17 protein-coding genes, 8 tRNA genes and 1 pseudogene are annotated in these 17,831 nt (G+C 70.2%); 4 read left to right on the top strand and 22 right to left on the bottom strand.

Annotation, left to right across the window (positions count from 1 at the left end):
* Position 1: 1 nt before the first annotated feature.
* Both ACWCXC_RS15525 and ACWCXC_RS15520 read right to left on the bottom strand, forming a co-directional pair.
* Positions 2-1,639, bottom strand: a complete 1,638-nt coding sequence (locus ACWCXC_RS15525) for a terminase large subunit (protein WP_450889111.1) — start codon at positions 1,637-1,639, stop codon at positions 2-4.
* Positions 1,640-1,960: 321 nt separating this feature from the next.
* Positions 1,961-2,278 (bottom strand): P27 family phage terminase small subunit, encoded by a 318-nt coding sequence (locus tag ACWCXC_RS15520; protein ID WP_450889109.1) that lies wholly within the window; start codon positions 2,276-2,278, stop codon positions 1,961-1,963.
* Between the two features lie 410 nt (positions 2,279-2,688).
* On the opposite strand from ACWCXC_RS15520, the gene ACWCXC_RS15515 reads away from it, so the two are divergent.
* Positions 2,689-3,006, top strand: a complete 318-nt coding sequence (locus ACWCXC_RS15515) for a hypothetical protein (RefSeq protein WP_450889107.1) — start codon at positions 2,689-2,691, stop codon at positions 3,004-3,006.
* A 39-nt stretch (positions 3,007-3,045) separates the two neighbouring features.
* Here ACWCXC_RS15515 and ACWCXC_RS15510 read toward each other — a convergent pair whose 3' ends face one another.
* From ACWCXC_RS15510 to ACWCXC_RS15450, 13 genes and pseudogenes are all read right to left on the bottom strand, one after another.
* Entirely contained in the window at positions 3,046-3,195 is a 150-nt protein-coding gene (locus ACWCXC_RS15510) for a hypothetical protein (protein ID WP_450889105.1), read from the bottom strand.
* A gap of 201 nt (positions 3,196-3,396) precedes the next feature.
* Complete coding sequence (locus ACWCXC_RS15505) at positions 3,397-3,723, bottom strand: hypothetical protein (protein WP_450889103.1); 327 nt, start codon at positions 3,721-3,723, stop codon at positions 3,397-3,399.
* A 449-nt stretch (positions 3,724-4,172) separates the two neighbouring features.
* Positions 4,173-4,247 (bottom strand) — tRNA-Pro (locus ACWCXC_RS15500).
* A 2-nt stretch (positions 4,248-4,249) separates the two neighbouring features.
* Positions 4,250-4,324, bottom strand: a tRNA-Thr gene (locus tag ACWCXC_RS15495).
* Between the two features lie 4 nt (positions 4,325-4,328).
* Positions 4,329-4,402 (bottom strand) — tRNA-Trp (locus ACWCXC_RS15490).
* Positions 4,403-4,474: 72 nt separating this feature from the next.
* A tRNA-Leu gene (locus ACWCXC_RS15485) sits at positions 4,475-4,547 on the bottom strand.
* 157 nt (positions 4,548-4,704) lie between these two features.
* Positions 4,705-4,777, bottom strand: a tRNA-Lys gene (locus ACWCXC_RS15480).
* Between the two features lie 77 nt (positions 4,778-4,854).
* Positions 4,855-4,927: transfer RNA gene (locus ACWCXC_RS15475), tRNA-Asn, on the bottom strand.
* Positions 4,928-5,039: 112 nt separating this feature from the next.
* Positions 5,040-5,113: transfer RNA gene (locus ACWCXC_RS15470), tRNA-Ile, on the bottom strand.
* Between the two features lie 37 nt (positions 5,114-5,150).
* A tRNA-Asp gene (locus tag ACWCXC_RS15465) sits at positions 5,151-5,224 on the bottom strand.
* A 397-nt stretch (positions 5,225-5,621) separates the two neighbouring features.
* Positions 5,622-7,163: a recombinase family protein gene (locus tag ACWCXC_RS15460; protein WP_450889101.1), complete on the bottom strand. Its 1,542-nt coding sequence runs from the start codon at positions 7,161-7,163 to the stop codon at positions 5,622-5,624.
* 44 nt (positions 7,164-7,207) lie between these two features.
* Positions 7,208-7,879 (bottom strand): annotated as a pseudogene (locus tag ACWCXC_RS15455) (AMP-binding protein); the annotation flags it as partial.
* A gap of 140 nt (positions 7,880-8,019) precedes the next feature.
* Positions 8,020-9,696, bottom strand: coding sequence for an AMP-binding protein (locus ACWCXC_RS15450; protein WP_450680398.1), 1,677 nt, complete (start codon positions 9,694-9,696; stop codon positions 8,020-8,022).
* Positions 9,697-9,862: 166 nt separating this feature from the next.
* Here ACWCXC_RS15450 and ACWCXC_RS15445 point away from each other — a divergent pair, with 166 nt between their 5' ends.
* Complete coding sequence (locus ACWCXC_RS15445; protein WP_450889210.1) at positions 9,863-10,678, top strand: response regulator transcription factor; 816 nt, start codon at positions 9,863-9,865, stop codon at positions 10,676-10,678.
* 53 nt (positions 10,679-10,731) lie between these two features.
* On the opposite strand, the gene ACWCXC_RS15440 is transcribed toward ACWCXC_RS15445, so the two are convergent.
* The 6 genes from ACWCXC_RS15440 to ACWCXC_RS15415 all read right to left on the bottom strand — a co-directional run bounded on the left by ACWCXC_RS15440 (position 10,732) and on the right by ACWCXC_RS15415 (position 15,944).
* Positions 10,732-11,970, bottom strand: coding sequence for a PP2C family protein-serine/threonine phosphatase (locus tag ACWCXC_RS15440; RefSeq protein ID WP_450889099.1), 1,239 nt, complete (start codon positions 11,968-11,970; stop codon positions 10,732-10,734).
* Between the two features lie 172 nt (positions 11,971-12,142).
* Positions 12,143-12,919 (bottom strand): response regulator transcription factor, encoded by a 777-nt coding sequence (locus ACWCXC_RS15435; protein ID WP_450889097.1) that lies wholly within the window; start codon positions 12,917-12,919, stop codon positions 12,143-12,145.
* A 96-nt stretch (positions 12,920-13,015) separates the two neighbouring features.
* Positions 13,016-14,167, bottom strand: a complete 1,152-nt coding sequence (locus ACWCXC_RS15430) for a winged helix DNA-binding domain-containing protein (RefSeq protein WP_450680401.1) — start codon at positions 14,165-14,167, stop codon at positions 13,016-13,018.
* An 85-nt stretch (positions 14,168-14,252) separates the two neighbouring features.
* Positions 14,253-14,726 (bottom strand): hemerythrin domain-containing protein, encoded by a 474-nt coding sequence (locus ACWCXC_RS15425; protein ID WP_450889094.1) that lies wholly within the window; start codon positions 14,724-14,726, stop codon positions 14,253-14,255.
* Positions 14,727-14,896: 170 nt separating this feature from the next.
* On the bottom strand, positions 14,897-15,481 hold the full coding sequence (locus tag ACWCXC_RS15420; RefSeq protein WP_450680403.1) for a TerD family protein: 585 nt from the start codon (positions 15,479-15,481) through the stop codon (positions 14,897-14,899).
* Between the two features lie 232 nt (positions 15,482-15,713).
* Positions 15,714-15,944: a DUF6296 family protein gene (locus ACWCXC_RS15415; RefSeq protein ID WP_450680404.1), complete on the bottom strand. Its 231-nt coding sequence runs from the start codon at positions 15,942-15,944 to the stop codon at positions 15,714-15,716.
* 183 nt (positions 15,945-16,127) lie between these two features.
* Between ACWCXC_RS15415 and ACWCXC_RS15410 the strand changes: the two genes are divergently transcribed.
* Together ACWCXC_RS15410 and ACWCXC_RS15405 are read left to right on the top strand one after the other, a co-directional pair.
* Entirely contained in the window at positions 16,128-16,580 is a 453-nt protein-coding gene (locus ACWCXC_RS15410) for a DUF5709 domain-containing protein (RefSeq protein ID WP_450889091.1), read from the top strand.
* A 160-nt stretch (positions 16,581-16,740) separates the two neighbouring features.
* Positions 16,741-17,106, top strand: a complete 366-nt coding sequence (locus ACWCXC_RS15405) for a nuclear transport factor 2 family protein (protein ID WP_450680406.1) — start codon at positions 16,741-16,743, stop codon at positions 17,104-17,106.
* Between the two features lie 30 nt (positions 17,107-17,136).
* Here the strand turns inward: ACWCXC_RS15405 and ACWCXC_RS15400 are convergent, their stop codons facing one another.
* Positions 17,137-17,829 (bottom strand): CPBP family intramembrane glutamic endopeptidase, encoded by a 693-nt coding sequence (locus ACWCXC_RS15400; protein WP_450889089.1) that lies wholly within the window; start codon positions 17,827-17,829, stop codon positions 17,137-17,139.
* Positions 17,830-17,831: the final 2 nt, after the last annotated feature.

Genomic DNA, 17,831 nt, shown 5'->3' with positions numbered 1-17,831 from the left:
GTCAGGCGGATGCAGCACGCATGCGGCGGAGTGGACGGCGAACATACCCATCCATGGCCATCACGGCGGCAGCAATTCCATCGATCCGGCTCGATGACTTCTGCCGGTTAGGCTTGACGGGACGGAAGTTGTCGTTGCCGTCCGTCAGGATCTCCACGCATGACGCGTGCCACCGGAGAACCGGATTCCCACCATGACGGATGCGCCCCTCCCGTAGCAGGCGCTCAAGCTCCTTCGAGCCCGGCCCCATGCCTAGGTAGGTCTGAGGCACCGGTCGGAGATCCACGCCCTTGGTCTTGTGCTCCACGCGCTGAACCAGTTGACCGGCAAACATCCGGTCATAGCTGATTCTCTGCATGTTCAGGCGGCGGGAGTCGCTGATGATCTGGCGCTCGATCGTGTCGTAATCGACCGCGTCGCCCTCGGTGAGCTGGATCCAGCCCTCGCGGACCCACAGCCTGAGCGGCACCTGTAGCTGCTGCTCTAGCTCGTCTACCCGCTCCTCGGGAAGCCAGAAGCGCGCCACCAACTCCAGGTCCACACCCGGCTGGCGCGACTCCACGGCCATGACCCACGCCGACATGTCCGATACGGCAGACAGGTCAACACCGCCCCACGCACGGCGATAGCGGAAGCTGCGATCGTTCACGACCCCCGCGTTTTCGTCCCACAACGGCATGGGGAGCCAGCGGGTGGCAGCGCGCATGCGGCGGTTGAGCGAGAGGCGGCAGAACGTCGGGAAGTAGCTGGGGGTGCTCTTCGCCTTGGCGGCCTCTCGGCGCATGTACGCCAGAGAGGGGCTTGTGCCTAGGCCGGGGTTGGCCTTGTACCATGTGGCCTCATCGAACGGATCGTCTGACTCCTCAGCGGCCCACACGACGCCGAAATGGCCGGGGTCAGAGATGACCTGTTCCGCCAGGCGCCTTGTGTACGTGTGCTTCTCGTCGTAGATCGAACCTTCGTCGCCCTCGTCCGCCGTCGTGATGAAGACCACCAAGGGCTGATCCCGGGCGCCGGTTCCTGTCTCGATGGCGTCCACCAGGTCACGCTTCTTGTGAACGTGCACCTCGTCAATGATGGCCCCGCTCACATTGAGGCCATGCGCGGTCTCCGCGATCTTGGATAGGGCACGAAAGACACCGCCTGTGCGCGGTACGCGAATCACGCCCCGAAGGACCTCCACGCGCCCCTTTACGGCATTGGAGGTCAGCGCCATACGTTTGGCGTCATCGAAGACTCGCTCAGCCTGCGGCAGCGACCCAGCAGCGGCGTAAACCTCCGCGCCATGCTCGCGGTCCGCAAGTAGCAGCGTGAGCCCGATACCAGAGGACAGCGTGCTCTTGCCGTTCTTCCGGGGCACCTCAATCCACGCAGAGCGGATCACCCGTACATCCCGGCCTAGCTCCGGGTCGTGCCACAGCCACCCGAAAATGGGGGCTACGACCCAGACGATCTGCCAGGGCGCCAGCTTGAGCGGCGATGTACCCCAGCGACCCTTGGTGTGCTTGAAGCTCTCCGTGGCCCTGACGGCACGACGGGCGGCCTCCACACTGAAGTAGGCGCCGGGCTGTTCAGATGCCTGACAGGCAACCACCAGGGGGCGACTGCGCGCGGCCTGGTCAATCTCCTCCGGCGTCAAGCCAAGCTCTAGAAGCGCACCCCGGGGGACAGGAAGCGTTGACACGGAGTACCCCCCTTGCTACGTTGGCGCTCCAATCACGACGGAGGGAACGAACAATGATCTACAACTCCACGATGCCGACCATGACCGAAGCGCTGTTCGTGACGGAGCTTGATGGCCCGACGTTCGCCAGCACGGAAAAGCTGAATGACTGAAGGGCCATGGAGTCCGACACCTGCGGCCCCATCTGGTCAAGCTACGGCGGATGGGTCAACTAGGAGGCGGAACCGAAAGCCCCCAGGAACCCCCTGGGGGCTTTCGCATGTCCACGCACTAGTGCTAGTCGAACACGTCCCCGTCATCGTCTCCGCCGTTCTCAGGCGGCTGAATGCGCCCACGCGCCGAGGGGCTTAGGCCAAGCTCCCCCACGTACCGAGCAAGCTGCGAACGGTATTGGCCCAGGACCGTAGTCCAGCCATTCTTCTGCCAGCCTCGCTCGCCCTCCATGAGGACCCCATCCCGAGACAGGGCGCGCTCACCTTGGTCGATTCGGGCGACGCACACGCAGTAGTCGGTGAGGACTACGGTGTCAACCGCGCCGATCCCAGCGGTGTAGCGGAGAACTGGAATCACCCGGGCCCACTCGCGGGATGCCATCTGGCGACAGCGGACTGTGCCTGCGGCAGCGCCAGGGAAGACCGCCGTCCAGTCAGGCTCCTCCAGGTCCGCCGGTGGCGTCACGATACCGGGGTTAATCGGGCGCTTCCCAGGGTTACCTTCCCGCACCACCTGGAGCGGGGGCTTACTCCGTAGCGGATCGGCCATGTCTCCCCCTGCGGTATGGTGTTCCCCCCAACCAAACGAAGGGGGCAGCGTGAGCGAATCGGAAGAGCACGTAACCACGATCGCGCACAAGCGCTAGGTCACCCCCGAATATTCGTAGGTGCCACTCGGCCCCCCTGGTCGCGTCGCCAGGGGGCCCCCTCGTGCTCAGGTATGAGGCAAACAGCGCGGAGCCTGACGTATCGTTACTGGAACACTACATTCCGTAGGCTACCCTGTGTGCCATGAAACAGATGATTCTTCCGGCGCTAGCCGCCGTAGTCCTGGTCCTCGCAGGGTGCTCCAGCGAAGACAGCGCGGAGCCGCCATCAGAGGCCCCCAGCGCCGCTCAGACGTTCAACGAGACAGACACTCGGCGCGAGGCGTGGGAGACGACCAGGGACAGCTACACAGCCACCCTCAGGCTCGATATCTGCAAGGCGGCAAAGACCGGCGGCAAGGCCAGCGTGGAGGCGTACCTGAAAGGGGACGAACTGCCATTCGAGGTGGATGACCCTGACTACGACGCGGACCAATGGGTCACGTACTGCGAGGGTCAGTAGGCACCAGGGACGCCCCCGGCGCGAAACCCGGGGGCTTTCTCATGCCCACAGCGAGGTCGGTACGTACGCGGCCCGCAGGCTCTCAGGCACATGCCGGGTCAGTACCTCCAGGGCGTACCGCTCACCCTCGGCGTGCTCCAGGTCATCGGCCCAGTCGGTCAGCCAGGCACGGTGCTCAGCAGCTCGCACCTGGCCACTCGTCCGGGCACCCCCGCAACAGCTACAACCAGTGCCATACCAGGCCGCGCGGCCCATCAGAGCTGCCATCATGACCCCCCGTGGTCTCCGCGCAAACTGCTCAGGTTGCGGGGCTAGCTTTTTGCCTCCCTGCCGCCCGTTTGCCCAGGTGGGAGGGGGTCACCCCCCAGGGTGGGGTATCACACGCTGTGATCAGGCCACACGGACCGCAACAAGGCCCAGAAGGGCGCTGTCCACGGTCACCTGGACGTCGGTCCCGTAGTCACCAGGGGCGAACGGGCCGAAGGCGAGAGTCGTGCCAGCCGCCACAGAGAGCGTCCGAGGTGTCACGGGCTGCCCGTCCACGGTCCGCGACAGATGAATGGTCACGTTGCGTGACACAGTGTCACTGTTCGTGACCATCAGACCGACACGGCCGTCGTTCGGCAGCGTGTGACCCTCCACAGGATCGCCCACCAGCGCGGCAGACATGAGCGTGCCAGCGCGCGTGAACGCCACGACAGGGATCTCAGCAGGCATCGGACACGCTCCTCAGCGCTCAGCAGCCCACCCACCAGGCTGATGACGTGCCGTCTCCTTGTTGTGACAGCGGGTACACAGCGCACGCAGATGGGTGGGGGTATCAGGATTGACCCCCCGGGCTTCCAGCGCACGCCGGGACAGGGGGTAGTGGTCTGCGACCGTGGCGGGGGCAGTGCACAGGACGCACCAGGGGTTGGCGTACAAGAACGCCTTCCGCACACGCTGCCATCGGCTGGTGTTGTACTTGAAGGCCCCTCGCTCGGCCCGCATGGCCGCATCCTGGCGCCTGTGCTCCTCACAGCGGCCTCCCCTGGGAGTGCTCTCGGGGCACCCTGGGATGGTGCACGACATGCGCGGCCTGCGCGGCACGTGGACCACCTCCGGACATTCGTAGGTGGCTCCGCCCTGCGGCCTGTGCGGTAACAGGTTCTCTCAGTGGCGAAGCCTGGTGCGGATAGAGGGAATCGAACCCCCGCGATCCTGGCCCCAAACCAGGTGCCCTGCCACTAGGCGATATCCACGGGGCCCCCTGACGGATTCGAACCGCCGACCCGCTGATTACGAAACAGCCGCTCTATCCGAACTGAGCTAAGGGGGCAAGGCTGAGCCGGTAGGAATCGAACCTACGCCTTCCGGTTTTGGAGACCGGACGCCCTTCCATTTAGGCCACGTCCCAATGCGCGTGCGGGGCAGTCAATCCCGCTTACAGCCCAGGGGGTTGCCCTGGACCGGCCCTTTGGCTACGCCGTCCGTCGAGAGGGATTCGAACCCCCGCTGAACGCGTTCTAAGCGCGTCGCCTCTTCCGCTGGGCTATCGACGGTAGCGCGGAGCACTGAACCGGCAACGGCCTCAAGCGGCCTCGCGCCTCACATGTCAGTGCTCCACTACACCAGGTAACCACCCTGATGCGTGACACGCCCCGTCTGCCACTTACGGGCTTGCGCCCTGGTCCACGGACCATGCGTGTCTTCCCAGCGTGCTTCGGGCAGGGCTCGAACCTGCGACCTCGGGATTAAGAGTCCCTTGCTCTGCCAACTGAGCTACCGAAACGTGGTGACGCGCAGCATGACGGGGAATGGACCCCTACCGGACACCAACCCGGCCCCAACCAGGGGACTGCGCGCTTGCTGTCACGGCTGGATTCGAACCAGCAACCACCAGGTTAACAACCCAGCGCTCTTTCCGTTGAGCTACGTGACATGGAGGGCTACTCGCCGCCCGGTTCCCTATGCTGACTAGGCACAGCTACTACGAGCCGGTTTCACCCAGGGTGCAGTACGTAGGGCCGGTCAAGACCCCCGGACTGCACCGGTTGGCACCACTGGACTTGAACCAGTGACCTCCCGCGTATCAGGCGGGCGCTCTCACCTGCTGAGCTAGGTGCCAGAGTGCGCATCGCTTCCGTCTCCGTGCGCTTGCGCCGCGCCCCCTACCGGATTCGAACCGGTGTCCTTCGCCCTGACAAGGCGACGCCCTAGGCCACTGGACCAAGGGGGCAAGCGCTCCGCATGGCTGTGATGGCCATGAGGAACGGGGCAGGGCGCTCCCCTGGGAGAGGCAGGGGCGCCACTTGCAAAGGGGTGGGGACCGCTGTCCGCCGGACATCGAGTCAGTTCTACGTGCGCGGGATCAACCCTCCCTCACTCTCTATCTAGGGAGTCGAATGCCAGGCGGGGTAGGTGTAGGAAGTGTAGGTATGAAGGCGGCTCCGGTTTAGCTATGGGTTTCTATAGGGAATGTCAGACTAGGTACAGAAACTACATCTTCTACATTTATGCAGGTCAGAGGCTTGTTTCTGGGGTGGGGCGTTCCACCCGCTCTACACCGCTGACCGCCAGCGCATGACGGAGGGCCCCCGTCAACCTCCCGGGGGCCCTCATGTATGTGACGCGGGTCATGCTGCCCAGTGGATAGTCACGCGCTCGTCCCCATTGAACGGTCCGTGGTTCGTGCTCTTGGTCAGCTCCACTGTGTCGATGGCCAGCCGGAGCAGATCGCGGCGCATGTCCATGTCAGCTTCGTCCCATGCCTCCTGAGCGCTGTCCCTGGCCGTCAGGAAGGTTATGTCCGGCACCGAGCCCGTGTGCTCCCGGAGCTGCGCCTGTGCTTGGTTGTAGTCGTCCATGGCCTCCCGGTAGGCGGGGTCGAAGAAGCGCGCCGCTGGCCCCTCGTAGAGCCCCGCCCGGCGGTCCCTCAGAAGCCTCTCTAGGGCCGCCTCGCTGGCCTTGAGTACCGCTGCCGCCTCCCGGCTTTCCTGGGTCTCCTCAGGGCGCGTGAGGGCCGCCCAGCGGGTTGCCACGATGGCCAGCAGCGGGTCGTCCAACTCCGCTGTTGTCAGTCGGTCCAGCCAGCGGGAAACGACGTACGCCTCCAGGGGCGGGCGGTACACCGACGCTGGGCTTGTGCACGGAGGCCCGCTCACCAGGGTGGTGCACGTGTAGCTCCGGGAACTGACAGGGGCCGCCCGCCCGCAGCCGGAGCATTTGGTGAGGCCGGTGAGCAGATTGGTGGCCTTCCCCTGGTAGCTGTTTGTGGGCTTGGAATGTCCGGCGATGGCTCGGACGGCACGCAGGCGCCGGGCGTCAGGTACAAGGCCGTCTCCGACGCGTACCCGATTACCCTTCGGTGTCGTGTAGATGACCCCCCGCTGGTTGCCGACGCAGTGGACCTGCCAGCCGGAATAGGCGCCGTTGTTGATCATGCGGTAGATCTGGTTCGCGGCCCAGGTCGCCTTTCCCGTGGGTGACGGGATGCCGTAGCGGTGCAGCGTCCGGGAGATGGCACGGAGACTCAGCCCCAGGGCAGCTAGTACGAACACCCCCTGTGCCACGCGCGCCTTGGTAGGCCCATCAGGTACTCCCGGGATGGCGGGGCTCAGGTCCGGCACCAGGTGGCGGTTCTCGTTCGCCAGCATGCCGTACGGGACCTTCCCGGAGACCCACTCGCCATGGTTCCGCTGCCAGTTCTTGGTGTCGGTGACCCGCTGACTGATCCTCAGCGACTCCTCGTAGGCGTCTTCCGCCTTCCAGATGATCATCCGCCTGTGGTTCGGGTCAGACGAGTCCAGCCCGTCATCACCGAAGATGATCCGGGACCCGGTCTGGTCCAGGTTCTCCAGCACCCGGAGGATTGCCAGCGCTCCCTTGCGTGTGAAGCGGTCAAGCTTGTAGCACCACAGGGTCTTGATTTCTCCGTCTGCCAGAGCCTGAAGTGCTCGGTCGTAGTCCGGGCGCTTGATGTTCTTCGAGGCGCTAAGGGTGTCCTTCCATACCCTCCGAACGGTGAGCTTGTTCCAGGAACCCCAGTCTCGTCCCCGCTCCACTTGGGCCTTGGTGGACAGCTCGCCTCGGCGTCCGGCGACCACAGTGGACTTCCGGGCGTAAATATCCATCAGTTCGCTTGGGTCCAGGTCCCTGATGTCCGGTACTTCGCTCATGGGACCCAGTATGCGCAGGTCATTGGCGGTTGCATAGGTGTTCACATGTCCAAGCAGTGGTAGAACGGCACGGGCAGGCAGACCCGGTCCTGTTCGGTGTAGGCGACCAACTCCCCCACGAAGAAGCCGTTGTTGAGGATGTTGTGGTGGGAGAGCGTCGCGCCCTTGGGGAAGCCGGTGGTGCCCGAGGTGTACTGGATGTTGATCGGGTCGTCGCAGGACAGCCCGGCCTCCCGCTCCGCGAGCCGCGCGGGGCTCACCGCGGGCGCGGCGGCGAGGAGTTCGTCCCAGGACGGGTCTCCGATGTAGTGCACGGCGCGCAGGGCGGGGCAGTCGGCGCGGACCTCGTCCACCAGGGCCCGGTAGTCGCTGGTGCGGTGGGCGAGCGAGGCGACGAGCAGCGATATCCCGGCCTGCTTGAGCACGTACTCCAGCTCGTGCGCCCGGTACGCGGGGTTGATGTTGACCATCACGGCGCCGATGCGGGCGGTCGCGTACTGGACGAGGACCCACTCCGGGCAGTTGATCGCCCAGATGCCGACCCGGTCGCCCTTGGCCACCCCGGACGCCATCAGCGCGCGGGCCAGCTCGTCCACGGCCGCGCCGAACTCCGTGTACGTCCAGCGCCGTCCGGACGGTACGTCGACCAGGGCCTCGCGGTCGGGATACGCCTCGATCGCCCGGTCGAGGTTGCGTCCGATGGTGTCCCCGAGCAGCGGCGTGGAGCCGGTGCCGTGGGCGTAGGACGGCTGCCGGGACGCGGTGCCGGTGACGGTCGGCTGCGGGGACGCGGTGCCCGCGGTGTGCCGGGCCTGCGACGGCCCCGGGGAAGCGGTGCCGGTGGTGGTCTGCTCGCTCATGCCAGATCCCCCTCGCTGTACTCGGTGCCCGCGCCCCGGGCCGTAGCCTCGCGCAGCTCGATGCGGCGGATCTTGCCGGAGACGGTCTTGGGCAGATCGGCGAACTCCAGCCGGCGGACCCGCTTGTACGGGGCGAGCACGGCCCGGGAGTGCGCGAAGAGCACCTTGGCGGTGTCCGGTCCGGGCTCCCAGCCCTCGGCGAGGACGATGTACGCCTTCGGGACGGCGAGGCGCACCGGGTCGGGGGCGGGCACGACGGCGGCCTCGGCGACGGCCTCGTGCTCCAGCAGGGCGCTCTCCAGCTCGAACGGGGAGATCTTGTAGTCCGACGCCTTGAAGACGTCGTCGGCGCGCCCGACGTAGGTGATGTAGCCGTCGGCGTCGCGGGAGCCGATGTCCCCGGTGCGGTAGTAGCCGCCCGCCATGGCCTCGGCGGTGCGGTCCGGGTCGCCGTGGTAGCCGGTCATCAGGCCGACCGGGTGGCCGGACAGGTCGAGGGAGATCTCGCCCTCGACCGCGCCGGGCTCCCCGCTGACCGGGTCCAGGAGCACCACCTTGTATCCGGGGCTGGGGCGGCCCATCGAACCGGACTTCAGCACCTGGCCCGGCGAGTTCGCGACCTGGACGGCGGTCTCCGTCTGGCCGAAGCCGTCGCGGATGGTGACGCCCCAGGCGCGCCGGACCGTCTCGATGACCTCGGGGTTGAGCGGTTCACCCGCGGCGACGACCTCGCGGGGCGGGGTCTTCAGCTGCGAGAGGTCGGCCTGGATGAGCATGCGCCACACGGTGGGCGGGGCGCAGAAGCTGGTGACGCCGGAACGTTCCATCTCCGCCATCAGCCGGCCCGCGTCGAAGCGCGTGTAGTTATAGATGAAGACGGTCGCCTCGGCGTTCCACGGGGCGAAGAGGTTCGACCAGGCGTGCTTGGCCCAGCCGGGCGAGGAGATGTTGAGGTGGACGTCGCCGGGGCGGAGCCCGATCCAGTACATCGTCGCGAGGTGGCCCACGGGGTAGGAGACGTGGGTGTGCTCGACGAGCTTGGGGCTGGCGGTGGTGCCCGAGGTGAAGTAGAGCATCAGCGGTTCGTCGGCGTCCGTCTCGCGGTCGGCCGTGAACGTCTCCGGCTGGGCGTCGGCCCCGGCGTAGGAGATCCAGCCCTCGGTCTCGGCGCCGACGCAGATGCGCGTGTAGTCGCCGGGCACCTCGTCGAACTTCCCGGTGTCCGCGTCCCGGACCAGGACGTGGCGGACCCGGCCGCGGTCGACCCGGTCGCGCAGGTCGACGGGGCCGAGCAGCGGCGTGGCGGGGATGACGACGGCGCGCAGCTTCATCGCGGCCAGCGCGGTCTCCCAGAGTTCGACCTGGTTGCCGAGCATCACCAGGATACGGTCGCCCTCGCGGACGCCCTGGGCGCGGAGCCAGTTCGCCGCCTGGTTGGAGCGGGCGGACATCCGGGCGAAGGACATCTCGGTGCGGTCGCCGTCCTCCTCCACGATGTGCAGGGCGGTGCGGTCGTTGTTCTCGGCGATGACGTCGAACCAGTCGAGCGCCCAGTTGAAGTGCTCGCTGCGGGGCCAGCTGAAGCCCTCGTACGCCGCGGTGTAGTCCTCGCGGTGCTCCAGCAGGAAGTCCCGGGCGGCCCGGAACGTCTCCGTCGCACTGGTTGCCGACATGTGCCCTCCTCGTTGCGGACCCTCGATGCGGGCCGGACCGGTCACTTAACATCATGTAAACAGTGACTCAGGTCTCACCACCCCCGAACGGGGGTGCGCGGGGGTGCGAGCCCCCGGGGCCGGGTGGAAGGACGTCGGCGTGACGGAATCGGGCGATGCGGTCGAGATGCAAGCGGCGCTGCTGCGGCTCCGCCGGACGAGCGGGCTGCCCGTGGCCTTCGGCGGGCTGCTCTCCGATGCCCGCCACGCCCGGATCGCCGAGCTGAACGGGGCGCAGACCTCGGCCCTGCGCGGGCTGGTCATCTCGGCCGGCAGCGGGCTCGGCGGGAAGTCGATCGCGCTGTCGCGGCCGTGCGCGGTCACCGACTACCACTCCTCGCGCCACATCAGCCACGAATACGACGTGGCAGTGGCGGCGGAGGGGCTGCGTTCGGTGGTCGCCGTCCCCGTCGTGGTGCGCCGCAGGGTCCGGGGCGTGCTGTACGGGGCGCTGCGCGAGCCGCTGACGCTCGGTGACCGCACCTTCGACGCGGCCGTGGCCGCGGCCCGTGACGTGGAGCAGGCGCTCGTCGTCCGCGACGAGGTGCAGACGCTGCTCGCGGCGACCCGCGAGGAGGTCGCCGGCCCCACCGCCTCGCCCGCCGCGTGGGAGGACGTGCGGGAGGCCCACCGCGAGCTGCGCGCGCTCGTGCCGAAGGTGGTCGATCCCGCGCTCCGTGACGAGCTGCTGGCCGTGTGCGGGCGGCTGGCCTCCGCGTCGGGGACCCGGGTCCCCGGACAGCGCCACGTCCAGCTCGCGCCCCGCGAGGTCGACGTCCTGGCCTGTGTCGCGGCCGGCGCGACCAACGCGGTGGCGGCGGAACGGCTGGGGCTCCGCCCGGAAACGGTGAAGGGGTATCTCCGCGCCGCGATGCGCAAGCTGGGCGCGCGCACCCGCCTGGAGGCGGTCGTCGCGGCCCGGCGGGCGGGCCTGCTGCCTTAGCCCGGCGGGCGGAGCTGCTGCCGCAGGCCGTCCCGGGAGGGCCCCGGCCCCTTTCAGACCGCCGTCGTCTCCCGGCGCTCCGCCGACGCCCCGTCGGCCGGCGCGCCGGACGCCTCGCGGGAGCGGAGCAGGTCGGCGAGAGGGCATTCGGTGACGGCGCAGACCTGGCAGCCGAGGTCGGCGGTGCGCAGCGGGGGCGGGGCCGGGTCGGCAGGGGCGGTACGGGGGCGGGGGCCGTGTTCCTCGCGGTAGTCGAGGAGCAGGAGGGCCGAGTCGTCCGCGTGGCGGGTCGCGGCGTGCCGGCAGGCGTCCGCGCGCAGCCGCCGCAGTCCGGCCTCGGCACTGCCGCCGCGCAGCAGGGTGCCGCGTTCCATGAGCGGGTAGAAGCGGCCGGCCTCGTCGCGGGTCTCGTCGAGCCCGTCGGTGTGGAAGAGGACCCGGTCCCCGGCGGCCAGGACCCGGGTGTGCCGGCCGGGGCGGCACTCGACGAGCCCGTCCAGGCCGAGCGGGGTGCCCGGATGGTCGGGCTCGGCCCGCACGGCGTCGCCGGAGGCCGGGACGACGAGCGGGCCGGGGTGGCCGTAGTTCAGGATCCTCATGGTGCCGTCCCAGGTCACCTCGGCCACGACGGCGGTGACGAAGCGCTCGTCACCGCGCCGCAGGAGGGCGCAGGACAGCTTCACGCCGACCGTGTCGAGCCGGTCCGCGACGGGGGCGCTCTCCCGGAAGGCGCCGAGGACGGCGGCGGCGACGCCGACCGCGTTCAGGCCCTTGCCCTGGACGTCGCCGATCAGGATGCGGACCCCGCCGGCGATCGGGATCACCTCGTAGAAGTCGCCGCCGATGCCGGCCGCCTCGGCCGCCGATTCGTAGCTGGAGGCGATGCGCACCGGGCCCCGGTTCACCGGCACGGGGGCCACGATCGTCCGCCGGGCGGCGTCCGCGATGTCGTTCACCGCGGCGAGGCGGCGTTCGCCGCGCAGCCGGATGCGGGCGGCGGCGGCCGAGAAGAGGGTGACGAAGGTGATGGCCAGCAGGGAGGCGATGCCCCGGCGCGAGTCGAGCAGACCCTGGTCGAAGGCGAGCGCCGCGGCCAGCGAGGCGGCGAACAGCCCCGTGCCGAGCACCCCGCGCACCGACGCCCGGCAGGCGGCCAGGGCCGGGCCGACCGCGTAGAGCGGCAGGAGCCTGATCTCCTCGCCCAGCAGGACGTCCAGAAGCGCGACGAGGAGCACGGCCGCGACACCCCGGCAGTCGAGGCACCGGGCGGTGGGCCACCTCGGCTTGTGCATGGTCGCTGTCTCCTCCCCGAGGGCGCCGTGGCGCGCGGAACGAACGGTCCGGGTCGAGGGTGACCGGGCACGGTTGCCCCGCGCGGTGCGTCCCGGTTGCCGGACGGTTGTCGTCCGGGCCGGGGCGGCGGTCCGGGACGTTCGTCCCGGACGTGGTGCCGTGTGTCCGGGGTCACGGTCCGGGACGTTGGTCCCGGACCTCCGGGCCGGGGCCGTCGGGGTCGCCCGGCCCTTCGGGGCCTCCATGGTCCCCCGGGCTCCCGGGACCTCCGGTCGCGAAGCGGTATCCCACGCCCCGCAGGACCTCCACCGGGTCGCCGGCGCCCGGTCCGCCCGCCGCGCGCAGCTTGCGGCGCAGCCGCAGCACCCCGAACTTGACCCGGTCGCGGCCCACGGCCAGCGGGTCGTCCCAGACCTGGTCCAGCAGTTGTTCGGTGGTGACGATCCGGCCCCGGTTGCGGACCAGCGCCCGGAGCAGCCCGTACTCGATGGCGCTGAGCCGGGCCTCGCCGCCGTGCCAGAGGGCGGCCCGGCGCTCGGGCAGCAGCCGCAGTCCGCCGAGCGCCTCGCCGCCCGTCCACTCGCGGTGCCCGGCGCGGCGCAGCAGGGCCTCGATCCGGGCCACCAGTTCCTCCGGTTCGCAGGGCTTGACCAGATAGTCGTCGGCGCCTGCGCGCAGCGCGCGGACCCGGTCGGCCGCCGCGTCGAGGCCGGAGAGCACCAGGACCGGCAGATCGCTCAGGTCGCGGGCGCGGGCCAGCACCTGCCAGCCGTCCAGCTCGGGCACGCGCAGGTCCAGCACCATCAGGGCGGGCCGCTCGGCGAAGAGGAGCCGCAGCCCCTGCCGGCCGTCCGCCGCGTGCAGCACCCGGTACCCCCGGGCGGCGAGCAGTTCCCGCAGCGCCAGTGCCGTCGCCGCGTCGTCCTCCACGATGAGCAATCGGTCCATCACGACCTGCCGTACCCGGACGGTGACTGTCCGCCGTCCCGGGCGGGGCGGCGGGCTCCTTCGAGTCAACCAGCCCGGCCGGGGGTCCGCAGCGGCTCAGTCCCCGAAGTCGACGAAGGAGGCGAACCGCACGTCGTACGGCCCGGCCGCGCCGTCCGGCTCCCCCGTCGCGGCGAGGAGGGCCGCGGCCTCCTCCGTGACGGCGTCGCGCTCCGCCGCCGTGAGCGGGCGCAGCGGCTGGACGGTGAGCGTCCCGGGCGCCGGTCCGGTGCCGGTGCCGTGCCGCCAGATCGCCGCGAGGGAGCCGTCGGCCAGCACCGATCCGTACGCCTGGTTGCCGACCCCGTTGCGCCCCTTGAGGTGGGGCGGGATGAGACGGGTGCGGTCCGCGTGGCCGAGGAGGACGTTGTCGAACTCGGGCAGGAACCGGGGCGGGGCGGGGGTGTCCTCGTCGGGGCGGGGCGCGTCGGGCAGGTCGAAGAGTTCGACGCCGTGCTCGTCTCGGAAGGTGACCAGTTCCGGGCGGAGGGCTTCGAAGGACTCCCGGGTCCGGGTCAGCCCCGCCCAGGACTGGAAGTCCCTGACGGAGGCGGGGCCGAAGGCGGCGAGGTAGCGCAGCACGGTGGCGCCGAGTGCGGCGGCCGGGCGGGAGGACCGGCCCAGCCAGTGCTCCACGGTGGTCAGGGCGACCTTGCCGCTCCGGCCCCAGAGGCCGCGCGGTGTGACCTGGACCAGGGGCAGCAGACAGCGGGCGGCCGTGCTCAGGGACTGCGGGTCGGCGTCGGGCCACTCCAGGAGGAGGTGTGCGCGGATCTCCTTCGGGGTGCGGGGTTCCTCCTCGACGTACGCCCTGGCGAGCGCGCCGAGCCGGTCCAGGTCCACGCCGGTCAGTCCGGCGCGGAACATGTGCAGCTCCCGGTCGCGGGCCGGCTGGACCAGGGGGCGCAGGGTCAGAGCGTCGTCGGCGGTGTGGGTGTGGACGGTGGAGCGCAGGGTGACGATGCGGACGACCTCGCGGGACTCCATGAGTGCGGAGAGTTCGGCCGGCGAGAATCCCTCCAGCCGGGCGAGGAGCTGGTAGTACGGCGGTTTCGCGTTCTGCGCCTGGAGACCGACGAGGTGGCGGACGGCCTCCCCGGCGCTCATCACGGTCCGGCGCAGCAGGAGTTGGCGCGCCAGGGTCGCCCGGCCCAGGGCCCGGGGAGTGAGGACGGGGACCGGGGCGGAGGTCTTCTTCTTCACGGCCATGACGGCACGCTACGCGGTCGTGCGGTCGGATCCTGACCTGATGGACCCCGCCGCCGGGCCCGCATCCCGGCGCGTGCGGGCCCGTTCAGCGTCCCGGGCCGCCCGGGGCGTGCGGATGCGCCGCGCGCCAGGCGGCCATCGAGCGGTCCCACTCGTCCCCGGACAGCGCGGTGAGGGAGGCCGGGAAGAGACCGTCCTCCTCCTTGGCGATGTGGTGGTGGAGTTCGTCGACGGACTCCCGCAGCCGCACCACGTCCTGAGGGAGGGTCAGGTCCACCGTGGCCAGGAAGGAGGCGAGTTGGCGGTGCTCCAGGACGAGCGTGTCGATGTAGCCGGCGTACTCCGGATCGTCGCCCATGACCGTGAAGAGGCCGTCCTCCTCGCCCTTCCAGTGCGCGCGCAGCTCCCCGGCCATCCGGGCGACCAGGCCGGTGGCGCGGTCCGTTTCGCCCCGGTCCAGGGCGCGCAGGGCCTCTCCGGCGGTGTCCGTGACGGTCTCGTGCTCGGCGATGAACTCCTTGATCAGGGGGATCTCGCGGCAGCCGCAGTAGTGACACATGGGGGCACCGTAACCGGAGAGATCGCATGGAAAGACCCGGATACGGGCATGTCGCCCACCGGTCGGTGTCCGGCGCGCCCCGGGAGCGCGCGACGGCCCCGGTCCGTGGCCGCGGGGTGGTCTGCCCCGCCTGCCCCGGACCGGGGCCGTATCCCGGACGCGTGCGCCGGTTACTTGCTGACGGCGAAGCGCATCAGGGCCTGCTCGTCGCCCTGCTTGATCTTGCCGGTCTCGTTGATGACCTGGAGCTTCCAGCTGCCGCCGACGCGCATGGCCTTGGCCACGGCGCAGCCGTTGTCGTTCGTGAGCAGGCTCGGCCAGATGTCGGCGACCTGCTGCGAGCTGCCGCCCGTCGCGTCGTACACCTTGAAGCTGATGTTGCGGGCGTCCTGGAAGGAGCTGCGCTTCTTGTACGCGGCGGCGATGAAGACGATCGACGTGATGTTCTGCGGGATGCGCGCGAAGTCGACCGTCACGGTCTCGTCGTCGCCGTCGCCGCGCCCGGTCTGGTTGTCGCCGCTGTGCTGGAGCGAGCCGTTGCCCAGCGGGTCCAGGGAGTCCAGGCCCGCGAGGCGCACCGGGTCGCCGTCCGCCATCGCGATGGCGATCAGGTCGAGGTCGGTGCCCTTCTTCTGGCGGATCTTCCCCATCAGCCCGCCACTGGAACCGGCCGTCGGGTCCCAGGACACCCCGATGGACAGGTGGGTGACCCCGTCCAGATCCGCCGGGCCGTCTTCCTTCTTCAACGTGATCATGCGTGATCCTCTTCGTGGCGAGATTCCTACAGGTCGAGTGTGCCTGGTGTCCTCCGGCAGCAGCCCCCCGGGGGCAAAATTTCGACCAAGTGTTGGACGACTGACGCCGAATTGTCCTGCTCGGGCAGGATGGCGGCCGTCTGGGAGCCGTGATAAAGAAACGCCCCCGTGGTGGTGACCACGGGGGCGACGGGGGTCGGGGCGGCGGTGCCGGGCCGTGTCCGGACAGGGCCTACGGGCCGGGTTCCGGTACGACGAGGGGTGTGCCGAGGAGCTGGTGCCCGCCGCTGGCGAGCATCCGCACCTCCCCCTGGTCGCTGATCTCCGCGCGGACGATCCCGGTCTCGTCCTCGTAGACCGGGTGCCCGCCCGCCCCGGACCGGTCGGTCCGGTGGACCACCACCGCGTCGTCCTCCACGGCGGACGACTGAAACACCAGCTGATAGCTCTCCGGATACTCCATGACGGCCTTTCCACGACGGACTGCGGCCTTCCCCTCCATGGTCTCGCACCCCGGCCGGCGACGCCCCCGCACCGAGCGCGCGCTGCGGGTCCCGGCCCCTGCCGCCTATCCTGAAGGGGCCGGCCACGGCTGACCGGGCCGGCGCGCAGGCCGGGGATTCCCGACACCCGGAAGGAAAGCGTCATGGATGATGCCGACCGGGGCGACGACGTCTATCAGCCCCAGCAGCCGGAGGCGGCCGACTACGTCGAGCAGCTCGAACCGGAGGACACCCTCGACAACCCGGACCTCACCGACGTCCTGGACGAGGGGTACTCCCCGCCCGAGCGCCCGTGGGCCGTCGAGGACCGCGGCACCACCGCGTCCGAACAGCACCGCGGCGAGACGCTGGAGGACCGGCTGGCCCGGGAACTGCCCGACGGCTCCGTCCCGGACGGGGACGGCGTGGGCGATCTGGCCGAGGGGGACGGCGAGCCCTGGGACGCGGAGGTCGGCACCGTACGGGCCGGCCGGCTCACTCGTGAACTCGACCTGAACGACCCGGACACCACGGCGGGCGAGGACGTCGGCATCGACGGCGCGGCGGCCTCCGCCGAGGAGGCGGCCGTGCACATCATCCCCGACGCCTCCGCCTGAACGGCCGTATCCGTGCGCGACGTTCCCGGCGGCTCCTCCGCCCGGCCTCGACCTCTTGACCTCGGAGGTAATCGACGCCCCCACGGCCCGTCCGACATCGTGTTCCTCACGAGCACAGCGCTCCCGGCCACCGGGCCGGAACCGAGGAGAGGACCCCACGATGACCGCGTACGACGACGCCGTCCAGCGTTACTTCGCCGCCTGGAACGCCCCCACCGCCGAGGAGTTGGAGAAGGCCGTCGCCGCGGCGTTCACCGAGGACGCCACCTACACCGACCCGCTGGCCGACGTGCGGGGCCACGAGGCGCTGGCCGCCGCGATCGCGGGGGCGCAGCAGCAGTTCCCCGGTTTCACGTTCCGGCCCCTGGGCGAGGTGGACGGGCACCACGCCCTGGCCCGCTTCGGCTGGGAGCTGGTCTCGGGGGCCGACGGGTCGGCGCCCGTGGCCGGTTCGGACGTGATCGCCCTCGCCGACGACGGGCGCATCACCTCAGTCAGCGGCTTCCTGGACCGGCTGCCGTCCTGACACCCGGTCCGGCGCCGCGCCGCGTCCCGGTCATCGCGCGGCGTACACCGCGGCGAGCAGCATCAGGTTGCAGACCCCCTGCGCCGCCGCACAGGCCGGCACCGATCCGGTGACGGCCCGGCAGAGGCCGAGCGCGAGGCCCATCAGGAAGACCGACAGCACCGCGCCCGCCGCCACCTCGGCGTCGAACGGCTTCAGGCCGTAGTCGCCGAGGTGGACGAACGACCAGGCGGCGGCGGTGGTGACGACGGCGGCGGCCCCGCCGCGCTCCCGTTCGACCGCCTCGTAGAGGACGCCCCGGTAGCAGACCTCTTCGACCAGCGGCACCAGGAGCCCGAGGCAGAGCAGCATGGCGGCGGTGTCGGCCCAGGGCGCCCCGGGCACCATGCCCTGGAAGATCCGGGGCACCCAGACCGTCCAGTTGTCGTCGCCCGCGCCGAAGGCGCCCCGTGCGGCCAGGAACGTCTGGGCGTAGACCAGGGCGACGAGCCCGGTCGTCAGGAGCGCCGTGCGCGGCGGGAAGCCGCGCAGCCCGGTCCGGTGCCAGCCCTCGCGCTCCACCACCAGCAGGGCGCAGGCGCTCAGCGCGACGGACAGCACCATCAGCGTGAAGTCGAACGCCCCGGCCAGCCGCACGGCGGCCAGCACGGCGAAGAGCGCCGCCGCCGACGCGAGCGGGGCCCGCTCGTGCCGGCGGCGCAGCGCGCCCAGCACGTCCGGCACGG

Source organism: Streptomyces sp. NPDC001515 (assembly GCF_053597115.1).
The sequence above is the reverse complement of the archived record's forward strand: the minus strand, read 5'-3'. Positions and strand labels throughout refer to the sequence as shown.